We start from the raw sequence: 20,913 nt of genomic DNA on the forward strand, positions 1-20,913 counted from the left end.
GTTTGTCAGGTGCGGGCTTAGAGGTTGATCTGGCCCAGCTCGTCCTCGACGCGCTCTGCCAGTGCCTCGCGAACGGACTCAACAGGGACCTGGCGGATTACTTCGTCGAAGAAGCCACGGATGATCAGGCGGCGGGCCTGGTCCTCCGGGATACCACGGCTGCGCAGGTAGAAGACCTGCTCATCGTCGAAACGCCCGACGGTAGCTGCGTGGCCTGCGCCAACGATTTCACCGGTTTCGATCTCCAGGTTAGGAATCGAGTCAGCGCGAGCGCCCTCGGTGAGCACGAGGTTTCGGTTGACCTCGTAGGTGTCGGTGCCCTGTGCGCCGGAGCGGATGAGCACGTCGCCCACCCAGCAGGTCCGGGCCTCTGGCAGTTTGGACTGCTTATCAGCCTGGAGTGCGCCCTTGTACATCACGTTGGAGCGGCAGTTTGGCACGGTGTGGTCAACGAGCAGACGGTTCTCGATGTACTGACCATCGTCGGCAAAGTACACACCCAGCAGTTCGGCATCGCCGCCAGGGGCGGTGAACTTCACGCGTGGCACGATGCGGACGATTTCGCCGCCGAATGTTGCCACGGTGTGGCGCAGGGTTGCGTCACGGCCGACGACGACATTCTGCTGGCCCAAGTGGACTGCGTCCTGTTCCCAGTTGGCATCGACCACAACGTCGAGGCGAGAATTGTCGCCAAGCACGAAGTTGACGTTATCGGCGTGGGTGCCGGAGCCCTGGTACTGAACGACGACGGTGGCATCCGATCCGGTCTCGGTCTGAACCAGAACGGCGCCAAACGACGTCACGTCCTCACCAGCACCGGTAATGGTGATGACGATGGGCTCGTCGATAGCTTCGTTGGCCGGGATGGTGACGATCGTCGCGCCTTCTGCAGAGGTCCATGCCTGTGCAGCAACGCGATCAACCGCGCCGCCGGCTACCTTGAGGCGCTCGTCGTTAGGCGCAACGGTTTCGACGGTGACTGCCTCGGATCCCTTGACCTCAATGTTGGCCTTGGTCGCTGGGGCGAATTCGCCATTGTGTAAACCGCGCATCCGGCGCAGCGCGATGAAGCGCCACACCTCGTCACGGCCACCTGGGACCTCGAAGTCTTCCACGTTAAAGGAAGAGAACAGGTCACCCTTGGTCTGGTTAGCGCCACCAGACTGTACAACTGTATCTGCCATGGGTTTTAGCCCACCGATCCTTCCATCTGTAGTTCAATCAGGCGGTTGAGCTCAAGCGCGTACTCCATCGGGAGTTCCTTTGCGATGGGCTCGACGAAGCCACGGACGATCATTGCCATTGCTTCTTCCTCAGGAATGCCGCGGCTCATCAGGTAGAACAGCTGCTCCTCGGAGACCTGCGAGACGGTTGCCTCGTGGCCCAGCGTGACGTGATCGTTGCGGATGTCGTTGTACGGGTAAGTGTCCGAACGCGAGATGTTGTCGACCAGCAGCGCGTCACACTCAACGTTGGAGTAGGAGTGGTGCGCGTTGGCGTTGACCTGGATCAGGCCACGGTAGGCTGCGCGTCCGCCGCCACGTGCCACAGACTTGGACACGATATTCGAGGAGGTGTGCGGAGCCATGTGCGTCATCTTCGCACCGGTGTCCTGGAACTGACCCTCACCAGCGAATGCTACGGAGAGCACCTCGCCCTTAGCGTGTGGGCCGGTCATCCATACAGCTGGGTACTTCATGGTCACCTTGGAACCGATGTTGCCGTCCACCCATTCCATGGTCGCGCCCTCTTCGGCCTTGGCACGCTTGGTCACCAGGTTGTAGACGTTATTCGACCAGTTCTGAATGGTGGTGTAGCGGCAGCGGCCACCCTTCTTCACAATGATCTCCACCACTGCCGAGTGCAGGGAGTCAGACTTGTAGATCGGTGCGGTGCAACCCTCGACGTAGTGCACGTATGCATCTTCGTCGACAATGATCAGGGTGCGCTCGAACTGACCCATGTTCTCCGTGTTGATACGGAAGTAAGCCTGCAGTGGGATATCCACGTGCACGCCAGGTGGGACGTAGATGAACGAGCCTCCGGACCACACAGCTGTATTTAGCGCGGAGAACTTGTTGTCGCCGGCTGGAATGACGGAACCGAAGTACTCCTTGAAAAGCTCCGGATGTTCCTTCAGCGCGGTGTCGGTATCCAGGAAGATGACACCCTTTTCCTCGAGGTCCTCGCGGATCTGGTGGTAAACGACCTCGGATTCGTACTGTGCTGCAACACCCGCGACGAGGCGCTGCTTCTCAGCCTCGGGGATGCCAAGCTTGTCGTAGGTATTCTTAATGTCTTCCGGGAGATCTTCCCACGTCTGTGCCTGACCTTCGGTTGAGCGGACGTAGTACTTGATGTTGTCGAAGTCGATCTCCGAAAGGTCCGCGCCCCACTTGGGCATGGGCTTCTTTTCGAAGATGTCGAGTGCCTTGAGACGCTGGTTCAGCATCCACTCGGACTCTTCCTTCTTGGCTGAAATATCGCGCACGACTTCTTCGCTGAGGCCGCGGCGCGCGGACGCGCCCGCCTCGTCGGAGTCATGCCAGCCGTAGTTATATGCGCCGATGGAATCGATGATTTCGTCATCGCTCATCGGGGTTTCAAGACCTGGTGCTGGGTTAGCTTTGGTCAAGAGTCGCTCCTTTCCGTCTGAGTCCTCGCTTTGATCGCGAGGGGAATATTGGTGGTGCATACACCGTGGCCACCAGCAATGGATGCAAGTGGTTGCACGTGAACGCCGGTGATCTCCGAAATTGCCGTATGTTCTGCTTCGCACAGTTCTGGGTGCTCTGCTGCCACTGCCGCAACTGGGCAGTGGTGTTGGCAAATCTGGATTCCGGTTCCTGCCCGGGTCACCGTGGCGGCGTAGCCGTTGCGGTCAAACGCCTCCGCTACCTCACGCGTTGTCTCTTCTACAGAGACATCGTCGTCCCCTGCCGGTTCAATATCGTCCAGGATCTGTTCGATACGCCCACGTGCGAGTGCACGCACCGCCTCGTCTCCCCCAGCCTCTCGAAGTTGATCGAGTGCTAGTAAAGCGAGGGTGTCATAGCTGTGTCCGAACTGGGCCCTGCCCTGCTCCGTCAACCGGTATGTCTTGGCAGGCCGTCCCCGTGATTGGGTTTGGCCGCTAATTCCGGGTGCTTCACAGTTTTCGGCGAGGTGTTCTTCCACCAGAATGTCTAGGTGTCTGCGGACACCAGCGGCTGATAAGCCGAGATGCTCTCCTAATTCGCCAGCGTTGGAAGGCCCAAGCTTCAACAGGAGCAGCATGACGTTTTTGCGGGTTTCTCCGTCGGTGGAGCGCGCCTTGCTTGCCATGTGGTCACCTCCGGGTTGTTGCGTGTTCCGTCTCCGCCGCTCGCAAATCAAGCAGCTATCTTTAGACAACACTAGTGTGCCTAAATTCATTCCCAGTGTCCACCCGAGCCTTTATGCCAGCACCTAAGCCGCTCATGTGCGCGCGGGTTCACGGAACCTTCAGCACACTTTGTAGAATGGCCTTTCATGAAGGAACCTCAACGTCGGCGCGGCCTCGGCATCGGCAATATTGCCGACGAGCTGCCACGTTTAGGCGCCGCTGGTTCCCGCTCCGCGCTGCTTAATCAGGGCCCCGACACGGCCCCGGATACTGAGAAGTCATTGTATGCCCCGCCGCGGGAGCTCAATCGGTTCATGGTGTTGCGCATCGTCGGCACTGTCGGTGCGTTGTTGATCGGCATCGGTGCCCTCGGCGCGGGTGCACTCCCCGTGGTGGGCAACCCTTTCAATAATCTTCCGGGCGGCGCGATCATGGCGCGCATGCTCCAAGCATCGTCAGTGATCGTGTTAGTCGGCGTGGCGATGCTCGTTGTCGCTTGGGTGTTGATGGGCCCGTTTTTGACCGGCCGTAACCACGCCTCGTCGATAAGTCCCGGCATGATCATGCGGACCTTTGTTGCGTGGACCATTCCGCTTCTGTTCACCGCCCCGATTTTCACCCAAGACATTTATTCCTATCTGGCCCAAGGCTCCATCGTCGCCCAGGGTATGGATCCCTATGCCGCCGGCCCCGTGGAACTGCTCGGACGCGAGCATCACCTTGCACGCTCCGTCCCATTTATATGGGCTGAGTCCCCCAGCCCATATGGCCCCGTCGCGTTGGGGATCGCCGCGCTGATCTCCCGCCTCACAAACGATTCGATATTGCTGGGCGTACTCGCTCACCGCGCCGTATCCCTCGTCGGCTTACTCGGAGCCGCGTGGGCGATCACCAGATTGGCTCGGCGCTGCCGTGTCGCTCCAGCGACCGCTCTATGGCTGGGCATCCTCAATCCGCTCACCATCCTCCACCTCGTCGGCGGAATTCACAATGAGTCCCTTCTGTTGGGCTTCATGCTTGTCGGTGTGGAAGTCGGCTTGCAGGGCATTTCGCTTATCGACGAACACCCCTCCCGCGCCTGGGCATTAATTATTGCGTCCGGCGCCCTGATCACCTGTGCCGGAATGGTGAAAGTGACAGGCTTTATGGCCCTGGGATTCGTCGGAATGGCGCTGGCGCGTGCGTGGGGCGGGTGGTCCGGCATACTCAAGGCAGTCGTCGTTCAGGTGCTTCTGCTGGTCGGTACCGCCTTGCTGGTGGCGTGGATAACCGGCATTGGTTTTGGGTGGGTCACCGGACAAGGTGGTGCTGCCACGATTCGTAGCTGGCTGTCGATGAGCACCAATATCGGCGTCGTTTTCGGATTTCTGGGGATGCTGCTTGGCCTGGGAGATCACACTGACGCGATGCTTCTGCTCACTCGCGGGATTGGCATCCTCATAGCCGGGCTGTTTATGCTGCGCATGCTGCTTGCCACCTTCCGTGGCTCCATTCACCCCGTCGGCGGGTTGGGCGTGGCGACATTCGTCCTTGTTCTCTTGTTCCCCGTAGTCCATCCCTGGTACATGCTGTGGGCCATCGTGCCGCTGGCTGCATGGGCTAATCGCACCTTCTTCCGCGGGGCAGTGGTGATCTACTCTGCATTCTTCAGCTTCATCGTGCTGCCACGTGGTCAATCGCTGCCTCCGGGGACGGTGGCGTCAATTTATATTAGTGCGCTGGTGAGCTGTCTGCTGCTGGCATTGCTTGCTTGGATCTGGCTTCGGTCGCAGCGACTGCGTAGGCTACTGTAGGACGAGTGACTACGACTTTTGACGGGCCCGCGCTGCGCGTTGACAACGTGGTGAAGCGTTTCGGGTCGAAGACAGCTGTCGATGGGTTAAGTTTTACCGCCCGCCGCGGTGAGATTCTCGCTCTGCTGGGCCCAAATGGCGCCGGCAAGACCACCACCATCGAGATGTGCGAGGGCTTCCAGTCCCCTACCTCGGGCTCGATCTCTGTGTTGGGCCTTGACCCGACCACTCAGGGCGAGCAGGTGCGTGCCCGGATTGGCATCATGCTCCAAGGTGGCGGTTCCTACAACAGCATCACCGTCTGCGACATGCTGCGGCTCTCAGCCAGCTATAACGAGGACCCGCATGATCCTCAGTGGCTCATGGAACTCTTGAGGCTGGAAGGCGTAGCGAAAACCACTTACAAACGCCTGTCCGGAGGCCAAAAGCAGCGCTTATCGCTCGCCCTGGCGATGATCGGCCGACCCGAAATGATCTTTCTCGACGAGCCCACCGCGGGCATGGATGCGCAATCGCGCCTCGCGGTGTGGGACATCGTCAACGCCATGCGTAACGACGGAACCACGGTCATCCTCACCACCCACCTGATGGATGAGGCTGAATCCTTGGCCGACCACGTCGTCATCGTGGACCACGGCCAGATCGTGGCCGAAGGCACCCCGAGCGAGCTCACGGCTGATAACGCAGCGGACTACCTCACCTTCGAAACGGAATCACCTTTCGATCTCGCCGCTGCCGAGGCCGAGGGAGTAACTGCGCGTTCTGACCGTCCGCTGCACTATCGCCTCGACCACCCTGCGTCACCGGAACTTATCGCGGCGGTCTCCGCGGAGGCTGCGCGCCAAGGTGTTTTGATCCGCAGCCTGGGGGTTCGTCATCGCAACTTGGAAGAAGTCTTTTTGGACATCACCGGACGAGAGCTGAGGAGCTAGCACATGCCTGCCAATTCCATCGCCCCTGGAACCTTTACACCGGCTCCCCGCCGCGCTTCCCCATGGAAGATGGCCCTTGCCCAGGGACGCATCGAGTCCAAGCTTATGCTCCAGCACGGCGAGCAGATTTTGCTGAACATCATCATCCCTGTGGTGGTCCTGATTGCCGCAGCCAACCTGCCTCTCTTAGGCGATGCAACCGTCAACGATATCGTCCCCATGGTCTTCGCCATGGCAGCCACCAGTGCGGGTTTTACTGGCCAGGCAATTTCTCTGGCGTTTGATCGTCGTTACGGCGCCCTGAAACGCACCGGCGCCTCCGGCGTACCAAGGTGGACAATCATCGCCGGAAAAATTATCGGCGTGCTCACCATGACCGCAGTTCAGCTGATCATCATCAGCACAGTAGCGATCATCGTCGGTTGGCGCGTGACGCTACTCGGGGCCATTATGGGTGCGATCGCCCTATTCATCGGCGTGATTTGCTTCACGTCATTAGGCCTGCTGATGGGCGGTTCCCTGCGCTCAGAGCTGGTGCTCGGCCTAGCTAACTTGATCTGGATGATCCTGATCGGCATTGTCGGTTTCGTCGTCTATATCGGGGCGATCGCCAATCCTGGCCTGTGGGTTCTGGTGCCCACGGTTGCCCTGACAACGGTGATTGACGCAGCCTTTCGGGGCGGTATTCACCTTGTCGGATGGCTGGTGTTGTTGGCGTGGGCGCTCGTCGGCACGCTCGCTGCTGTGAAGTGGTTCCGCTTTGACGGATAGTCCGCTACTATTTTCGGCCCTTTCTCCGATATGCTGACGTTCATACCAAAGATTGATTAACCATGAAGAAGGACAGTGAGATGTCTGTCTCAACTCGTACGGCACCTGATACCCACCCCGCCCACAAAGGTGTGGGGCGCAGCGTGCGTTTTCAGCGCATCGCCGCGCTTATCCTGTTGTTCGCCCAAGGTGGCATCACCGTCACCGGTTCCCTCGTTCGCGTCACCGGTTCCGGCCTCGGATGCGACACCTGGCCGCTGTGCCACGAAGGCTCGCTGGTCCCGGTCGCCGGCGCGGCTCCGTGGATTCACCAAGCCATTGAATTTGGTAACCGCTTGCTCACCTTTGTGTTAGCTGCGATTGCGCTTGTCGTGTTCATCGCTGTCCTGCGTGCGAAGCGCCGCCGGGAGATTCTCGTGTTGTCCTTCGTCTCCGGTCTCGGCATCATCGTCCAAGCGATCTTGGGCGGCATTTCTGTGTTGCTTGATCTGCAGTGGTGGTCGGTGGCTATCCACTTCCTCCCTTCGATGGTCTTGGTGTGGATCGCAGCACTGCTATATATGCGCATCGCCGAGCCTGACGACGCCCCGCAGGTGCAGCGCTTTAGCAACGCCACTCGTGTCTGGACTGTCGTTGCAGCCATCGCCCTCTCCGTTGTGCTGTTTACGGGCACGATGGTCACCGGTTCCGGCCCGCATTCCGGCGACGCAGGCGTTGGTATGGAAGGCCGCCTGGAGCTCGACACCGAGATGCTGGCCTACGTCCACGCAGGGTGCATGTACCTGTACTTGGCTGCAACCCTGGTCGTGGTCTTCCTTTTGTGGCGCCAGAACGCCCCGCAGGACGCGAGGCGTACCGCGCTGGTTCTCATCGCGATGATCGTGGTGCAATGGGCCGTCGGCGTGGCGCAGTTCTACTTGGGCGTCCCACGCTGGACGGTGCCGGTCCACATCGGCTTGTCGTCGGTCGTCGTGGCGTTTAGTGCTTTCTTGTATGCGCACGGCCGTCGTCGCCAGTACGGCGAGCGTATCGACGATACTCCTGCGATGCAGCACGTATCTGCCTAAAAACCGGTTCAGACACTCTGTCTTTCTGTAGCCTGGGTGTTATGAAAGCCATCCAGATTACCGACCATGGCGGGCCCGAGGTTCTTACCTACACCGATGTGGCCGAGCCAACCCCTGATGCCGACCACGTCCTCGTTGAGGTCATCGTGGCCGGCATCAATTACATCGACACATACTTCCGTGAGGGCATTTACCATACGCAACTGCCCTATATTCCCGGCTCCGAGGGCTGCGGCCGAGTTATTTCCGACCCCCGCGGAGAAATAGCTGAGGGCACCGTCGTCGCGTGGTGCGATGCGCCCGGCTCTTATGCCGAACGCGTCGTCGTCCCGCGCAACCGGCTCGTTGCCGTGCCTGAGAGCTTTGACCATGAGGTAGCGGCCTCCATGCTGCTGCAGGGCATGACCGCCCACTACCTCATCCACGGGGTTCACGACACTCAGCCCGATGATTCCATTTTGCTCACCGCTGGCGCGGGCGGGGTCGGTCTGATCGCCACCCAGCTAGCCCGCGCGGCCGGGGCGACAGTATATTCCGTTGTCTCCTCCGACGAGAAGGAGAAGCTTGCCTACGAGGCCGGCGCGACCGAAGTTTTCCGCTACAGCGATAATCTTGCCGAGGTCGTCCGACGCCGCAACGGCGGCCGCGGCGTCGACGTTGTTCTCGACGGCGTGGGCAAAGACACCTTCAACGAGTCACTCGAGGCCGTCAAGCCACGCGGCCTAGTGTGCCTGTTCGGTGCGGCTTCCGGCCCTGTTGAGCCGATCGACCCCCAGATCCTCAATTCTCACGGCTCCATCTTCCTCACCCGCCCCTCCCTTGGCGCATATACCGCCACCGACGATGAGTTCCGCATGCGCGCGCAAGCCATGGTTCGCGGAGTCGAAGACGGCGTGTTGAAGTTCCGCATTGGGAACAGTTATGCGCTTTCCGACGCTCGCCTGGCCCATGAAGACCTTCACAGCAGAAAGACCACCGGATCGGTGGTCTTGAGAGTGCGTGAGTCTTAATTCTCTAGCTTTAGAACTTAGAACAGGGTCAGATTGATTCCCAGTACCTCGGCGATGGTGGTCCAGCCGAGGACTGCATCGATAGACAGGCCGATGAACAAGATGGCCAAGTAGTTATTCGACAGAATAAACAGTTTGAGTGGCTTGACGTTTTCGCCAGCCTTGACGCCGTTGTGAAGGCTGGTGGCCATGATGAGGAAGACAGCGCCAGTCACCACTGAGACCACAAGGTAGATCCACGACGTGGCCGGGATGATCAGCAGCGAGGTGATCACCGTCAGCCAGGAATAGACCAAGATCTGCTGGGTGGTTTTTACTGGGGATGCGATCACCGGCAGCATAGGCACCTCGGCCTTGGCATAATCATCGCGATACTTCATGGCCAGCGCCCATGTATGAGGCGGTGTCCAGAAGAAGATGATCATGAACAGGACCACGGCCTGCCACCACTGGTCCGGGGTACCGTCGTTGACGTTGTCACGGATCACGGCCCAGCCAACTAAGACAGGCATGCAGCCGGCTGCGCCACCCCAAATGACGTTTTGCCAGGTGCGGCGCTTCAGCCACTTGGTGTAGACGTAGATGTAGAACCAGTTGGTCAGCAGGATAAAGACCGCGGCCAACCAGGAATTACAGACCAGCCACAACCACAACACGCTAGCAATCAACAGTGCCCAAGCGAAGACAGTCGCCTTTCCCTTGGTGATTTTCGCCCGTACCAACGGACGGGCGCGAGTGCGGCCCATCTTCTGGTCGATGTCATAGTCAGCGACCATGTTGAAGGTATTGGCGGCACCCGCCCCCATCCAACCCCCGAAGAGCGTGGCGAGGATCAGCCAGACCTCGGTCAGCGTGGGAACTCCACGGTTTGCCTGCAACATCGCAGGAATTGCTGCGACCAAGAGGAGTTCAATGACCCGAGGCTTTGTCAGTGCTACATAGGCCTTGATCGTCTCCAAGAATTACTCCTCATTCCATTCGCGCCCATCCGACTGGGCCGTGGCAGGTTATCCTGTCACGGCCTTTTGCGGACTTGTCTACGGAACTAGTCGGATGCCTCCGCTGGAAAGTTCCCGACGAATTTATCGTCGTTAAGCGCCTGTCATTCCTTCGGACGATGGTACATCCATCACGCCACGTAAGAGTAATCCGACACCACCGTTTCGTGAAGGTTGCGGATTCAGTGGTGAGACCGCCCACACTGCGCAATCTTTTCGCTCATAATACCAATGAGCGAACTTTTCCAAGTACAGTAGAAAGGGAAGTGATCCAACACTCTCCTGCACCCGTGGCGCGGTGTTTAACGCACTGGACTACGGGATGCGGATTTTCTACATAAAGCGAGGAAATTGTGACTCTGTCCCCTGAACTTAAGGCGATGACCGAACGTCGTTACCCAGACGACTGGACCGACAACGACACCCGAGCGATCGATACGGTTCGCGTACTCGCCGCAGATGCCGTGCAGAATGTTGGTTCTGGCCACCCAGGTACCGCGATGTCGCTGGCTCCCCTGGCGTACACCCTTTACCAACGCGTCATGAACGTGGATCCGAATGATAAGGACTGGATCGGTCGCGACCGCTTCGTCCTCTCCGCTGGCCACTCTTCCCTTACCCAGTACATTCAGCTCTACCTCGGCGGTTTTGGCCTTGAATTGGATGACTTGAAGGCGCTGCGCACTTGGGGCTCCAAGACCCCGGGCCACCCTGAGTACAACCACACCGACCACGTGGAAATCACCACTGGTCCGCTCGGCCAGGGTTTGGCTTCCGCTGTCGGCATGGCAATGGCTGCTCGTCGTGAGCGTGGCCTGTTTGACCCTGAGGCCCCGTCTGGCGAATCCCCATTCGACCACTACGTTTATGTCGTTGCAGGCGACGGCTGCCTCCAGGAGGGCGTTACCTCTGAGGCATCGTCGCTGGCTGGCACCCAGAAGTTGGGCAACCTGATCCTGTTCTGGGACGACAACCGAATCTCGATCGAGGACGACACCCAGATCGCGTTCACCGAAGACGTAATGAAGCGCTACGAGGCCTACGGCTGGCAGACCCTTGAGGTCGGATCCGGCGAAGACGTCGCTGCAATCCTCGAGACAGTCGAAGAAGCGAAGGCAGAGACCACCCGCCCGACCATCATTCGTGTCAAGACCGTCATCGGCTACCCAGCACCAACCATGATGAACACCGGTGCAATCCACGGTGCGGCACTGGGCGAGGAAGAGGTCGCTGCTACAAAGAAGGAGCTCGGCTTCGATCCTGAAGTCTCCTTCCCTGTCGAAGATGACGTGATTAACCACACCCGCAAGCTGGTTGAGCGGGGTGCCGAGAAGCACGCTGAGTGGCAGAAGAAGTTCGACGCATGGGCGGAGAAGAACCCAGAGCGCAAGGCTCAGCTGGACCGCATGACGGCACGTGAACTGCCTGAGGGCTGGGATGCAGAACTGCCTACCTGGGACGCTGACCCGAAGGGTGTTGCTACCCGTAAGGCCTCCGAGGCCGTTCTCCAGGAGCTGGGCAAGACCCTGCCTGAGCTGTGGGGTGGCTCCGCTGACTTGGCTGGTTCGAACAACACCATCATTAAGGCAGACCCGTCGTTTGGTCCGGAAGAAATTTCCACCGACATGTTCCAGGCCAACCCTTACGGCCGCAACCTGCACTTCGGTATCCGCGAGCACGCCATGGGCGCCATCATGAACGGCATCGCACTCCACGGCCCCACCCGTGTCTACGGCGGTACCTTCCTGATCTTCTCGGAGTACCTCTACCCCGCTATCCGCGTGGGTGCTCTCTCCGGTATCGACGGCTACTACGTGTTTACCCACGACTCCATCGGTCTGGGCGAGGACGGCCCAACCCACCAGCCTGTTGAGACGCTGGCTGCGCTGCGCGCTATCCCGGACCTTGCGGTCCTGCGCCCAGCAGACGCCAACGAGACCACCGCTGCATGGGCGGCAGCCCTGGAGGGCAAGGAGCAGCCGAAGGCGTTGGCACTGTCGCGCCAGAACCTGCCCGTCCTGGAAGGCACCAAGGAGAAGGCCCGCGAGGGCGTCAAGCGCGGAGCATACGTTCTTGTCGAGGCGTCCAAGGAGACCCCGGATGTCATCCTGATGGCATCCGGTTCCGAGGTTCAATATGCAGTCGAGGCTGCTCAGAAGCTCGAGGACGAGGGTGTTGCTACGCGCGTCCTGTCTGTGCCATCGATTGACTGGTTCCTAGAGCAGGACGAGTCCTACCGCAACGAGATCCTGCCTCCAGAGGTCGGCGCACGCGTTTCTGTTGAAGCAGGAATCGCCATGCCGTGGCACCAGTTCACTGGTACGTTCGGCCGTAACGTCTCGATCGAGCACTTCGGTGCGTCCGCACCGGGTGCAGAGCTGTTCGAGCGTTTCGGCTTCACCACAGACAATGTTGTGAAGGCTGCTAAGGAGTCCCTCGAACTGATGAGGGAACACACTAAATAATCAATTACTGCTTAAAGATTCACCACTGAAAGGATTGAACTTTATGAACACAATCGACAAGCTAGCGGACATCGGTACCTCCACATGGCTCGACGACCTGTCTCGCGACCGTATTAAGTCCGGCAACCTGCAGGAAGTCAAGGACAAAAAGTCCATCGTCGGTGTGACCACAAACCCAGCGATCTTCGCTAAGGCAATGTCCACCGGTAATGCTTACGACGAGCAGATCGCCGAGCTGAAGGAACAGGGCGCAGACGTGGACACCGCGGTCTACGCCATGTCCATCAAGGATGTGCAGGATGCCTGCGATATCTTCGCCGACGTTTACAAGGCCACCAACGGCGAGGACGGCCGCGTTTCCATCGAGGTTGATCCTCGGATCTCCGCTGATGAGGAAGGCACGCTGAAGCAGGCGAAGGAGCTGTGGGAGAAGGTTGATCGTGAGAACGTCATGATCAAGATCCCAGCTACCGACGAATCCCTGCGCGCTGTCTCCGACGCTCTTGCAGAGGGCATCTCCGTCAACGTCACGCTGATCTTCAGTGTTGAGCGCTACAGACAGGTCATCGAGGCGTACAAGGATGGCATCAAGCGCGCAGCTGAGGCTGGCAAGGATGTCTCCAAGATCTACTCGGTCGCCTCCTTCTTCGTGTCCCGCATGGACACCGAAGTTGATAAGCGTCTCGACGAAATCGGGACTGAGGAGGCGAAGGCCTTGAAGGGCCGGGCTGGTGTCGCCAACGCGCGACTAGCTTACCGCCTGTTCCTGGATGAGTTCGCCAACGAAGATCTTCCAGCTGGTGCGAACAAGCAGCGTCCACTGTGGGCATCCACCGGTGTGAAGAACCCGGACTACCCTGCAACTCTGTACGTCACCGAGTTGGCTGGTCCAGACACCGTCAACACCATGCCTGAGGCAACGATCGACGCTGCTTTGGACACTGAGAAGCTTCACGGTGACACCCTGACCGGGTTTACGTCATCGGCTCAAAAGATCTTCCAGCAGCTCGAAGAGGTTGGAATCGACCTCGACGATGTGGTCAAGGTTCTTGAGCGTGAGGGCGTCGAGAAGTTCGTGGACTCCTGGCAAGAGCTCCTCGATTCCATGGAGACTCAGCTGAAGTAAGCACTTCTCCCCTAAAGTCCCGGCAACCGACTATTCTGGCGGTAGCCGGGACTTGGTATTTTTATCAATAGAATTATTTCTTAAGCGAAAGGTTTCTCGTGACTGATAGCGGAACCCCCTGGGTCAACCCCTTACGCAACCCACGCGACAAGCGCCTGCCACGTATCGCAGGCCCGTCGGGCATGGTCATCTTCGGTGTTACCGGTGACCTTGCGTACAAAAAGCTTCTCCCAGCCGTCTATGACCTCGCCAGCCGTGGCCTGCTACCGGCCGGGTTCACCCTCGTCGGCTTTGGTCGCCGCGATTGGTCGAAGCAGGACTTCGAAGATTACGTCCGGGGTTCCGTGGAAGCAGGTGCGCGAACCAAGTTCGAAGAGCACGTGTGGACGCGCTTGGCCGAGGGCATGCAGTTCGTCTCCGGCGCATTTAACGACGATCAGGCCTTCGACAACCTGGCGGAAACGTTGGCGGAGATGGACCGTACTCGCGGCACCGGCGGCAACTGGGCCTTTTACCTGTCCATTCCACCATCAGCTTTCGCCGATGTGGTGTATCAGCTCGACCGCGCTGGCATGGCTCAGGCAACCGAGGATTCCTGGCGTCGAGTGATCATCGAAAAGCCCTTCGGCGATGACTTGGAGTCCGCGAAAGAACTTAACGCGATCGTCAACAACGTGTTCCCGGAGCAATCGGTCTTCCGCATCGACCACTACCTGGGCAAGGAGACCGTGCAGAACATCCTGGCGCTACGATTTGCCAACCAGCTGTTCGAGCCACTGTGGAACGCACACCACATCGACCACGTCCAGATCACCATGGCCGAAGACATCGGCTTGGGCGGACGCGCCGGCTACTACGACGGCATCGGTGCCGCACGCGACGTGATCCAGAACCACCTCCTCCAGCTCTTGGCCTTGGTGGCGATGGAAGAGCCGCTGAACTTCTCCCCGAAGTCATTGCGCGCCGAGAAACTGAAGGTGCTACGCGCAACCACGCCAGTGTTACCTCTCGATGAGACCACGGCGCGCGGCCAGTACACCGAAGGGTGGCAGGGCTCGCAGCACGTGCCAGGGCTGCGTGATGAAGAAGGCTTCGACCCAGAATCGACCACCGAAACCTATGCTGCCTGCACCTTGGAGATCAATTCTCGTCGTTGGGCGGGCGTACCGTTCTACCTGCGTACCGGCAAGCGCCTCGGACGCCGAGTCACCGAGATCGCCTTGGTATTCAAGGAGGCCCCGCACCAGCCTTTCGACGAGGAACAGACCGGATCGCTGGGCAACAATGCCGTGGTCATCCGCGTGCAGCCCGACGAGGGTGTGCTCATGCGCTTCGGCTCCAAGGTGCCGGGCTACACCATGGAGGTCCGCGATGTGAACATGGACTTCTCCTACTCGGAAGCATTCACGGAAGAATCCCCAGAGGCCTACGAGCGCCTGATCCTCGATGCGCTGCTGGAAGACTCATCCCTCTTCCCCACCAACGACGAGGTGGAGCGCAGCTGGGAGATCCTCGACCCCATCATCGAGCACTGGCACGCCGGCGGCCGCCCCGATGAGTATGAGGCGGGCACGTGGGGCCCGCAATCTGCAGATGACATGTTGGCACGTAACGGACACACCTGGCGTCGCCCTTAACCGGGCACCTGGTTGAAAGGAACTTTTTCATGATTTTGAACTTGCCTGATACCAGCACCCGAGAGATCTCGAAGACGCTGCTGGAGGCCCAAGACAACTTTTCGCTCGCGACTGGCCGTGTGCTCACGTTGATCGTCGTTGCGCGTGCCGACGATAAACTCGACGAACTGCTCGACACGGTGCGTGACGCATCCCACGAGCACCCATCGCGCGTGCTTGTGCTGATCTCTCATGACCGCCACGCTGAAACGAAGATGGATGCGAAGGCCATCCTCGCCGCTGACGCTGGTGCCTCTGAGATGGTGGTGATGAATCTTTACGGCGCGCTTACTGAGGAGCTCGATTCGATCGTTACCCCACTACTCCTGCCTGACACCCCGATCGTGGCGTGGTGGCCCACCACTGCTCCCGCTCGGCCTGCAGAACACCCACTGGGCAAGATTGCTCAGCGCCGCATTACCAACGCGCGCCACAATGTCTCTGGCAACGCGCTGCTGCGCTTGTCCAACGGCTACACTCCGGGAGATTCGGACATGATGTGGTCCCGCATCACCCCGTGGCGCGGCATCGTCGCCTCTGCCCTGGACCGCTACCCGCACGAACCAGTCGAGTCCGCGGAGATCGTCGGGCCCGCCGACAACCCAAGCGTGGACATCGCTGCCGGCTGGCTAGCGGATCGCCTGCGTGTGCCGGTCACGCGCAACTCGTTCCGCCCTGACGATGAGGACAAGCAGACGCTGTTCTCCATCCGCTCGGTCACGCTGCACCGTGCATCCGGCCCGCTCGTCGTAGAAGTTCTCGACGAACGCACCATGCGCCTTGGACTTCCCAACCAGCCTGATTCCCTCGTGGCTGCCAACATCCGCACCGACGCGGAGTGCCTAGCTGAGGAACTGCGCCACCTTGACCCCGACGTGGCTTATGCGCAGGCCCTAGACGGCCTGGCTCACGTCCAAGTCAACTACTAAAACGATCACTACCGAAAGGAGTACATATGGTAACAATCAATCAAGTTTCTGATCTTGACGAGCTGACAACCACGGCCGCGCAGAACTTCGCCGATGCCGTGAAAGAGATCCAGACAAGCGACGACGGCGGGGTGAACCGCGACGGTATCGCTCACGTGGTTCTGACCGGGGGTACGGCGGGCATCGCCACCCTTGAAAAGCTGGCCTCCATCGAAGGTATTGACTGGTCGAAGGTCCATGTCTACTTTGGCGACGAGCGCAACGTCCCCGTCGAGCACCCCGACTCTAACGAAGGCCAAGCCCGCGACGCGCTGCTAAACAAAGTCGATATTCCCGCCGACCGCATCCACGGCTACGGTCTTGGCGACACAGACATGGAGTCTTCGGCGCGTGAGTATGAGCAGGTGATCACCACTACCTCACCGCAGGGCTTCGATATCCACCTGCTCGGCATGGGCCACGAGGGCCACATCAACTCGCTATTCCCCCATACCGACGCGGTGCGCGAAACCGAACGCCTCGTCATTGCCGTCACTGATTCCCCGAAGCCCCCACCGGAGCGCACCACGCTGACGCTTCCCGCAGTGGCACGCGCGGAACGTGTCTGGTTCCTCATCTCCGGTAAGGACAAGGCCGAGGCAGCCGGTCATGTCACACGGCGCTCGCCTGCCGACGATTGGCCAGCCGCCGGTGCGCAGGGCCGCCAGGAAACGGTCCTGTTTGTCGCTGAGAACGCGGCAGCACACCTCTAAAAGATACGAGAAATCCTCCTCACCAACAGCGGTGAGGAGGATTTTTCGTCGATAAGCGTGTGTTAGACGTAGGCCTGAATCAAGTTAAGGCCCACGATGCAGGCGATCCAGATAATCGCCATCAGGATAGTGATGCGGTCGAGGTTCTTCTCCACCACGGTGGAGCCGGACAGGTTCGACTGCACGCCGCCGCCGAAGAGGCTGGACAGGCCGCCACCCTTGCCTTTGTGCAGCAGCACGAAGATGGTCATCAAAATTGCAGCGATAACCAGGATGATCTGCAATGCCAACGTCATGGTAGGTCGTGTCCTCTTTCGTCTGAATCGTGGAACTTGATCAAGTCTACACCACGGCGATCAAAAGCCGTGTAGCCGCCTAGCCCGAGTTACGTAGCGCGGTAGCCAGCCCGTTCATCGTCAGCTGAATGCCACGCGATACTCCCGTGCGGTGATCACCGGCGCGGTGGCGACGCAACAGCTCCAGCTGGATGACGTTCAGCGGCAGCAGGTATGGGAAGCGCGAACGCACCGAGCGAGCCAGTGCCGGGTTGTCCGCGAGCAGATCGTTGGAACCGGTGATGCGCGAAAGCATCTTCAGGGTGAGCTCGAACTCCTCCCTGATCACCCGGCAGATCCGTTCGGCGACCTCCTTGTCAGACACCAGCCGCGAGTACCGCTCCACCAGTCGCATCTCCGCCTTGGCCATGACCTGCGCCATGTTGGACAGGGTCGAATTGAACCACGGCCAGTGCTCGTTGAGGTCGCGTAGCTCGTTGAGGCGGTCTTCGGCGTCGTCGCCCTCACCGACCCACCAGGACAGCGCCGAGCCGACGCCGAACCAGCCCGGAATCGCAGCACGCGACTGCGACCAGGCCAGCACCCACGGGATGGCGCGCAGGTCCGAAACGTCCTGGGTCTGCTTGCGCGAAGACGGGCGGGAACCGATGTTGAGCTCGCCGATTTCGTCGACAGGCGTGGACTGCGTGAAATACTCGATGAAGCCGGGGTCTTCGTGGACAAGAGCGCTGTACTTCTTTTGGGACAGAGCGGAGATCTCTCCCATGATTTCGCAGGCGCGCTCATGGTCGTCGATCTTGCCGACTGGCAGCAGGCTGGCCTCGATCGTGGCGGAAACAAGAGCCTCCAAGTTGCGGCGGGCGGTGGCTGGGTTGCCGTACTTGGCGGAAATGATTTCGCCTTGTTCGGTGACACGGACGCTGCCGTCGACCGCGCCTTCGGGCTGGGCCAGGATCGCATCGTAGGACGGGCCGCCGCCACGGCCGACGGTGCCGCCGCGGCCGTGGAACAGGCGCAGGCGCACCCCTTCCTCCTTGCCAAGTTCAACCAGTTTGATTTCGGCGTCGTAGAGCGCCCAGCTGGCGGCGAAGAATCCGCCGTCCTTGTTGGAGTCGGAGTAACCAAGCATCACTTCCTGCAGGTCCCCGCGCTGACGCAGGTAGGCGCGGTACAGCGGCAGGTTCCATAGGTCGCGCAGGATGCCGGCGCCGGCCTCGAGGTCTTCGATGGTTTCGAAGAGCGGGATGATATCGATCTCACCGGTCGGCTGGTCGCCATCGGCCCGGATCACGCCCACCTCCTTGAGCAGGACCATGGGCTCCAAAATGTCGGACACAGACTGTGCCATCGAGATGATCTGGTGCGGCACCATATCGGCGCCGAACGCATCGACGGCGAGCTTAGCCTGACGCAGCAAGCTCATTTCGCGGGCGGTGGGTTCGCTGTACTGGTGCGATGAGCTTGGCATGAGCGGCCGCGGCGTCTGCAGTTCAGCAGTCAGTAGCGCGACCTTTTCGTCTTCGCTCAGCGCCCGGTAGTCTTCGTCGACACGCGCCACGGCGAAGAGCTCGCTGATCACGTCCTCGAAGCTCTCGGAGTTCTGGCGCAGGTCGATCGAGTACAGGTGGAACCCGAACGTTGCTACCGCAGAGCGCAGGTTGAGTAAGCGGTCGTCGGCGATGATCGCGTCGTTGGAGGCGCGTAATGACGCATCGATCACATCCAGATCCGCCAGGAAGTCGGTCGCCAGCTCATAAGGATCAAAGACCTCATGCCAGTTTCCTTCCAAAGATCCGGGGCCCAAGAGGTGCTCGTGTGTGCGGCGAATCCGCCCCCGGATGCCGTGGATGGCGCGGCGGTAGGGTTCGTCGATACGCGAAGGGACGTTGTTGTGGCCTTCGGAGGCCAGCGCGATCAGTTCCACCGTGACGTCGGTCATGCGGTCCGACAGGCTGAGTTCGTGCTCAAGCGCGTGCAGTTGGGTCTCATAGTGCTGCAGCACGACCTGGGCTGCGCGGCGGGTTGCGTAGTCGAGCGTTTCCGCGGTGACATAAGGGTTACCGTCATGATCGCCGCCGACCCAGGAGCCAGGGCGCACGATCGCCCCCGTGATCGCCTCCGGCCCGTAGCTTTCCCCAAGAGCGGTGAAAACGTCGCGGTTGATACGCGGGATCTCCTCGAGCAGGCTCAGCTTGTAGTAACGCAGATTCACCTCGACCTCATCCTCAATGCGCGGACGCGCCACACGAATGAGGGCGGTTTGCCACAGCAAGGTCATCCGTCGCCGGATATCACTTTCGACAGCGTCAAGTTTCTGCTGCGTACGCGCCGTTTCGGGAGCATCGAGGATACGGTGACGCTCCATCATCAGGCGCGTGATGTGCTTCTGCGCATCAAAAACGGTGCGGCGGCGGGTCTCGGTGGGGTGCGCGGTCAGGACTGGGGCGACAAGGCCATCGCTTAACGACGAAGCGACCTCCGCTTCCGTCACCTCGGATGCCGCCAGCTTCTCCCAGGTTGCCTCGAGGGTGGAGTCCTTCGGGGCCTCACCGTTGTCGGCTGCTCGCTCACGCTTCCACTCGTCGTGAAGATCTTCGGCCAGGTTGGCCATGAGAGCGAAGTGGCTGAACGCGCGGATGACGGGTGTGGCGTCGTCGGGCGCGATGTTGTCGAACATGTCAGTCAGTACTGAAAGTTCTGCTTCGCCCTTGGCGATCTCGAATGCGGCCTGGCGTGCGGACTCGACGCGATTGAACACGTCCTCGCCTTCTTGCTCGGCGATGATGTGTCCGAGGATCCGGCCGAGGTAGCGAATGTCCTCTTGGAGATGGTCGTGCGTAGACATCAAACAGTGTCCCTTAATTGAAATAGTACGGAGAAGCCCCGAAGAAAACGGGTTCTTCGGGGCTAGCGGGAGTGTGAACCCCTTTTAGTTGGTTGCGTCAGCAGCCGCTGCGCACAGCTTTGCGAAATCGTAGCCGTCGAGCGATGCGCCACCAACGAGGCCGCCGTCGACATCTGGCTGGGAAATGATTTCGGCAATGGTTTCCGTCTTGACGGAGCCACCGTAGAGGATGCGCATGTTGGCAGCGACGTCCTCGTCGGCAAGCTCTGCAACTGTCTTGCGGATTGCAGCATTGACCTCCTGCGCGTCAGCGGCGGAGGCCACCTTACCGGTGCCGATAGCCCACACAGGCTCGTATGCGATGACCGTCTTAGACAGCTCCTCGGTGCTCAGGCCAGCAAGCGAGTTGCGGGTCTGCTCCACCACGTAGTCGACATGGGTGCCTGCCTCGCGGATTTCCAGAGGCTCGCCGACGCACACGATGGGGCTAATCCCCCACTTCAGAGCCGCCTTCGCCTTGGCAGCGACGATCTCATCGGTCTCATGGTGGTACTGACGGCGCTCCGAGTGGCCCACGACTGCCCAGGTGCAGCCCAGCTTGGACAGCATCTCGCCGGACACCTCGCCAGTGTAGGCGCCAGAGTCATGCTGAGAGATGTCCTGCGCACCGTAGGTGATCTTCAGGTCATCGCCCTCAACCAGGGTCTGTAGGGAACGAATGTTGGTAAACGATACGGTTAGTGCAACGTCGACCTTGTCGTAGTCTTCCTTCGGCAGCGCGAAAGCGAGCTTCTGCACATCCGCGATGGCCTGCAGGTGGTCATGGTTCATCTTCCAGTTGCCGGCGATAAGTGGCTTACGTGCCATAAGTGACAGTGTCCTTTCGATT

17 protein-coding genes are annotated in these 20,913 nt (G+C 59.9%); 10 read left to right on the forward strand and 7 right to left on the reverse strand.

The genetic code is table 11. From position 1 onward, the window contains the following. Positions 1 to 17: 17 nt before the first annotated feature. The 3 genes from sufD to B097_RS0107930 are packed head-to-tail and all read right to left on the reverse strand — an operon-like array spanning position 18 to position 3,324. The gene (sufD, locus tag B097_RS0107920; RefSeq protein WP_018581997.1) at positions 18 to 1,184 is read right to left on the reverse strand and encodes a Fe-S cluster assembly protein SufD; all 1,167 of its coding nucleotides are present in this window, start codon (positions 1,182 to 1,184) and stop codon (positions 18 to 20) included. Between the two features lie 5 nt (positions 1,185 to 1,189). After that, the gene (sufB, locus tag B097_RS0107925) at positions 1,190 to 2,596 is read right to left on the reverse strand and encodes a Fe-S cluster assembly protein SufB (RefSeq protein ID WP_174905300.1); all 1,407 of its coding nucleotides are present in this window, start codon (positions 2,594 to 2,596) and stop codon (positions 1,190 to 1,192) included. A gap of 35 nt (positions 2,597 to 2,631) precedes the next feature. After that, positions 2,632 to 3,324, reverse strand: a complete 693-nt coding sequence (locus tag B097_RS0107930; RefSeq protein WP_018581999.1) for a helix-turn-helix transcriptional regulator — start codon at positions 3,322 to 3,324, stop codon at positions 2,632 to 2,634. A 186-nt stretch (positions 3,325 to 3,510) separates the two neighbouring features. Here B097_RS0107930 and mptB point away from each other — a divergent pair, with 186 nt between their 5' ends. The 5 genes from mptB to B097_RS0107955 all read left to right on the forward strand — a co-directional run bounded on the left by mptB (position 3,511) and on the right by B097_RS0107955 (position 8,937). Continuing rightward, positions 3,511 to 5,157 (forward strand): polyprenol phosphomannose-dependent alpha 1,6 mannosyltransferase MptB, encoded by a 1,647-nt coding sequence (mptB, locus tag B097_RS0107935; RefSeq protein ID WP_018582000.1) that lies wholly within the window; start codon positions 3,511 to 3,513, stop codon positions 5,155 to 5,157. Positions 5,158 to 5,162: 5 nt separating this feature from the next. After that, positions 5,163 to 6,089, forward strand: a complete 927-nt coding sequence (locus tag B097_RS0107940) for an ABC transporter ATP-binding protein (protein ID WP_018582001.1) — start codon at positions 5,163 to 5,165, stop codon at positions 6,087 to 6,089. Positions 6,090 to 6,092: 3 nt separating this feature from the next. Continuing rightward, positions 6,093 to 6,860, forward strand: coding sequence for an ABC transporter permease (locus tag B097_RS0107945; RefSeq protein WP_018582002.1), 768 nt, complete (start codon positions 6,093 to 6,095; stop codon positions 6,858 to 6,860). A gap of 80 nt (positions 6,861 to 6,940) precedes the next feature. Continuing rightward, entirely contained in the window at positions 6,941 to 7,927 is a 987-nt protein-coding gene (locus B097_RS0107950; RefSeq protein ID WP_040429513.1) for a COX15/CtaA family protein, read from the forward strand. 41 nt (positions 7,928 to 7,968) lie between these two features. After that, positions 7,969 to 8,937 carry a quinone oxidoreductase family protein gene (locus B097_RS0107955; protein WP_018582004.1) on the forward strand — a complete coding sequence of 323 codons (969 nt, stop codon included), beginning with the start codon at positions 7,969 to 7,971 and terminating at the stop codon, positions 8,935 to 8,937. A 17-nt stretch (positions 8,938 to 8,954) separates the two neighbouring features. Here B097_RS0107955 and B097_RS0107960 read toward each other — a convergent pair whose 3' ends face one another. Further along, complete coding sequence (locus tag B097_RS0107960; protein ID WP_018582005.1) at positions 8,955 to 9,896, reverse strand: heme o synthase; 942 nt, start codon at positions 9,894 to 9,896, stop codon at positions 8,955 to 8,957. Positions 9,897 to 10,315: 419 nt separating this feature from the next. Between B097_RS0107960 and tkt the strand changes: the two genes are divergently transcribed. From tkt to pgl, 5 genes are all read left to right on the forward strand, one after another. Next, positions 10,316 to 12,400 (forward strand): transketolase, encoded by a 2,085-nt coding sequence (tkt, locus tag B097_RS0107965; protein WP_018582006.1) that lies wholly within the window; start codon positions 10,316 to 10,318, stop codon positions 12,398 to 12,400. Positions 12,401 to 12,443: 43 nt separating this feature from the next. Further along, on the forward strand, positions 12,444 to 13,526 hold the full coding sequence (tal, locus tag B097_RS0107970; protein WP_018582007.1) for a transaldolase: 1,083 nt from the start codon (positions 12,444 to 12,446) through the stop codon (positions 13,524 to 13,526). 98 nt (positions 13,527 to 13,624) lie between these two features. After that, positions 13,625 to 15,163: a glucose-6-phosphate dehydrogenase gene (gene zwf, locus B097_RS0107975; protein ID WP_018582008.1), complete on the forward strand. Its 1,539-nt coding sequence runs from the start codon at positions 13,625 to 13,627 to the stop codon at positions 15,161 to 15,163. A 29-nt stretch (positions 15,164 to 15,192) separates the two neighbouring features. After that, positions 15,193 to 16,131 (forward strand): glucose-6-phosphate dehydrogenase assembly protein OpcA, encoded by a 939-nt coding sequence (locus B097_RS0107980; protein WP_018582009.1) that lies wholly within the window; start codon positions 15,193 to 15,195, stop codon positions 16,129 to 16,131. A gap of 26 nt (positions 16,132 to 16,157) precedes the next feature. Next, on the forward strand, positions 16,158 to 16,883 hold the full coding sequence (pgl, locus tag B097_RS0107985) for a 6-phosphogluconolactonase (RefSeq protein WP_018582010.1): 726 nt from the start codon (positions 16,158 to 16,160) through the stop codon (positions 16,881 to 16,883). A 62-nt stretch (positions 16,884 to 16,945) separates the two neighbouring features. On the opposite strand, the gene secG is transcribed toward pgl, so the two are convergent. The 3 genes from secG to tpiA all read right to left on the reverse strand — a co-directional run bounded on the left by secG (position 16,946) and on the right by tpiA (position 20,891). Next, positions 16,946 to 17,179 carry a preprotein translocase subunit SecG gene (gene secG, locus B097_RS0107990; RefSeq protein WP_018582011.1) on the reverse strand — a complete coding sequence of 78 codons (234 nt, stop codon included), beginning with the start codon at positions 17,177 to 17,179 and terminating at the stop codon, positions 16,946 to 16,948. A gap of 79 nt (positions 17,180 to 17,258) precedes the next feature. Then, positions 17,259 to 20,024, reverse strand: coding sequence for a phosphoenolpyruvate carboxylase (gene ppc, locus B097_RS0107995; protein ID WP_018582012.1), 2,766 nt, complete (start codon positions 20,022 to 20,024; stop codon positions 17,259 to 17,261). Between the two features lie 84 nt (positions 20,025 to 20,108). Then, entirely contained in the window at positions 20,109 to 20,891 is a 783-nt protein-coding gene (tpiA, locus tag B097_RS0108000; RefSeq protein ID WP_018582013.1) for a triose-phosphate isomerase, read from the reverse strand. Positions 20,892 to 20,913 lie beyond the last annotated feature (22 nt).

Origin of the sequence: Corynebacterium pilosum DSM 20521 = CIP 103422, from assembly GCF_000373805.1 — a bacterium.
GTDB lineage: Bacteria > Actinomycetota > Actinomycetes > Mycobacteriales > Mycobacteriaceae > Corynebacterium > Corynebacterium pilosum.

Bases quoted from the DNA above. Each gene is read 5' to 3' on its own strand.
- B097_RS0107955 (WP_018582004.1), top strand. From the start codon at position 7,969: ATGAAAGCCATCCAGATTACCGACCATGGCGGGCCCGAGGTTCTTACC.
- sufB (WP_174905300.1), bottom strand. From the start codon at position 2,596: ATGAGCGATGACGAAATCATCGATTCCATCGGCGCATATAACTACGGC.
- ppc (WP_018582012.1), bottom strand. From the start codon at position 20,024: ATGTCTACGCACGACCATCTCCAAGAGGACATTCGCTACCTCGGCCGG.
- pgl (WP_018582010.1), top strand. From the start codon at position 16,158: ATGGTAACAATCAATCAAGTTTCTGATCTTGACGAGCTGACAACCACG.
- sufD (WP_018581997.1), bottom strand. From the start codon at position 1,184: ATGGCAGATACAGTTGTACAGTCTGGTGGCGCTAACCAGACCAAGGGT.
- tal (WP_018582007.1), top strand. From the start codon at position 12,444: ATGAACACAATCGACAAGCTAGCGGACATCGGTACCTCCACATGGCTC.
- B097_RS0107930 (WP_018581999.1), bottom strand. From the start codon at position 3,324: ATGGCAAGCAAGGCGCGCTCCACCGACGGAGAAACCCGCAAAAACGTC.
- B097_RS0107980 (WP_018582009.1), top strand. From the start codon at position 15,193: ATGATTTTGAACTTGCCTGATACCAGCACCCGAGAGATCTCGAAGACG.
- secG (WP_018582011.1), bottom strand. From the start codon at position 17,179: ATGACGTTGGCATTGCAGATCATCCTGGTTATCGCTGCAATTTTGATG.
- B097_RS0107950 (WP_040429513.1), top strand. From the start codon at position 6,941: ATGTCTGTCTCAACTCGTACGGCACCTGATACCCACCCCGCCCACAAA.
- tkt (WP_018582006.1), top strand. From the start codon at position 10,316: ATGACCGAACGTCGTTACCCAGACGACTGGACCGACAACGACACCCGA.
- B097_RS0107945 (WP_018582002.1), top strand. From the start codon at position 6,093: ATGCCTGCCAATTCCATCGCCCCTGGAACCTTTACACCGGCTCCCCGC.
- tpiA (WP_018582013.1), bottom strand. From the start codon at position 20,891: ATGGCACGTAAGCCACTTATCGCCGGCAACTGGAAGATGAACCATGAC.
- mptB (WP_018582000.1), top strand. From the start codon at position 3,511: ATGAAGGAACCTCAACGTCGGCGCGGCCTCGGCATCGGCAATATTGCC.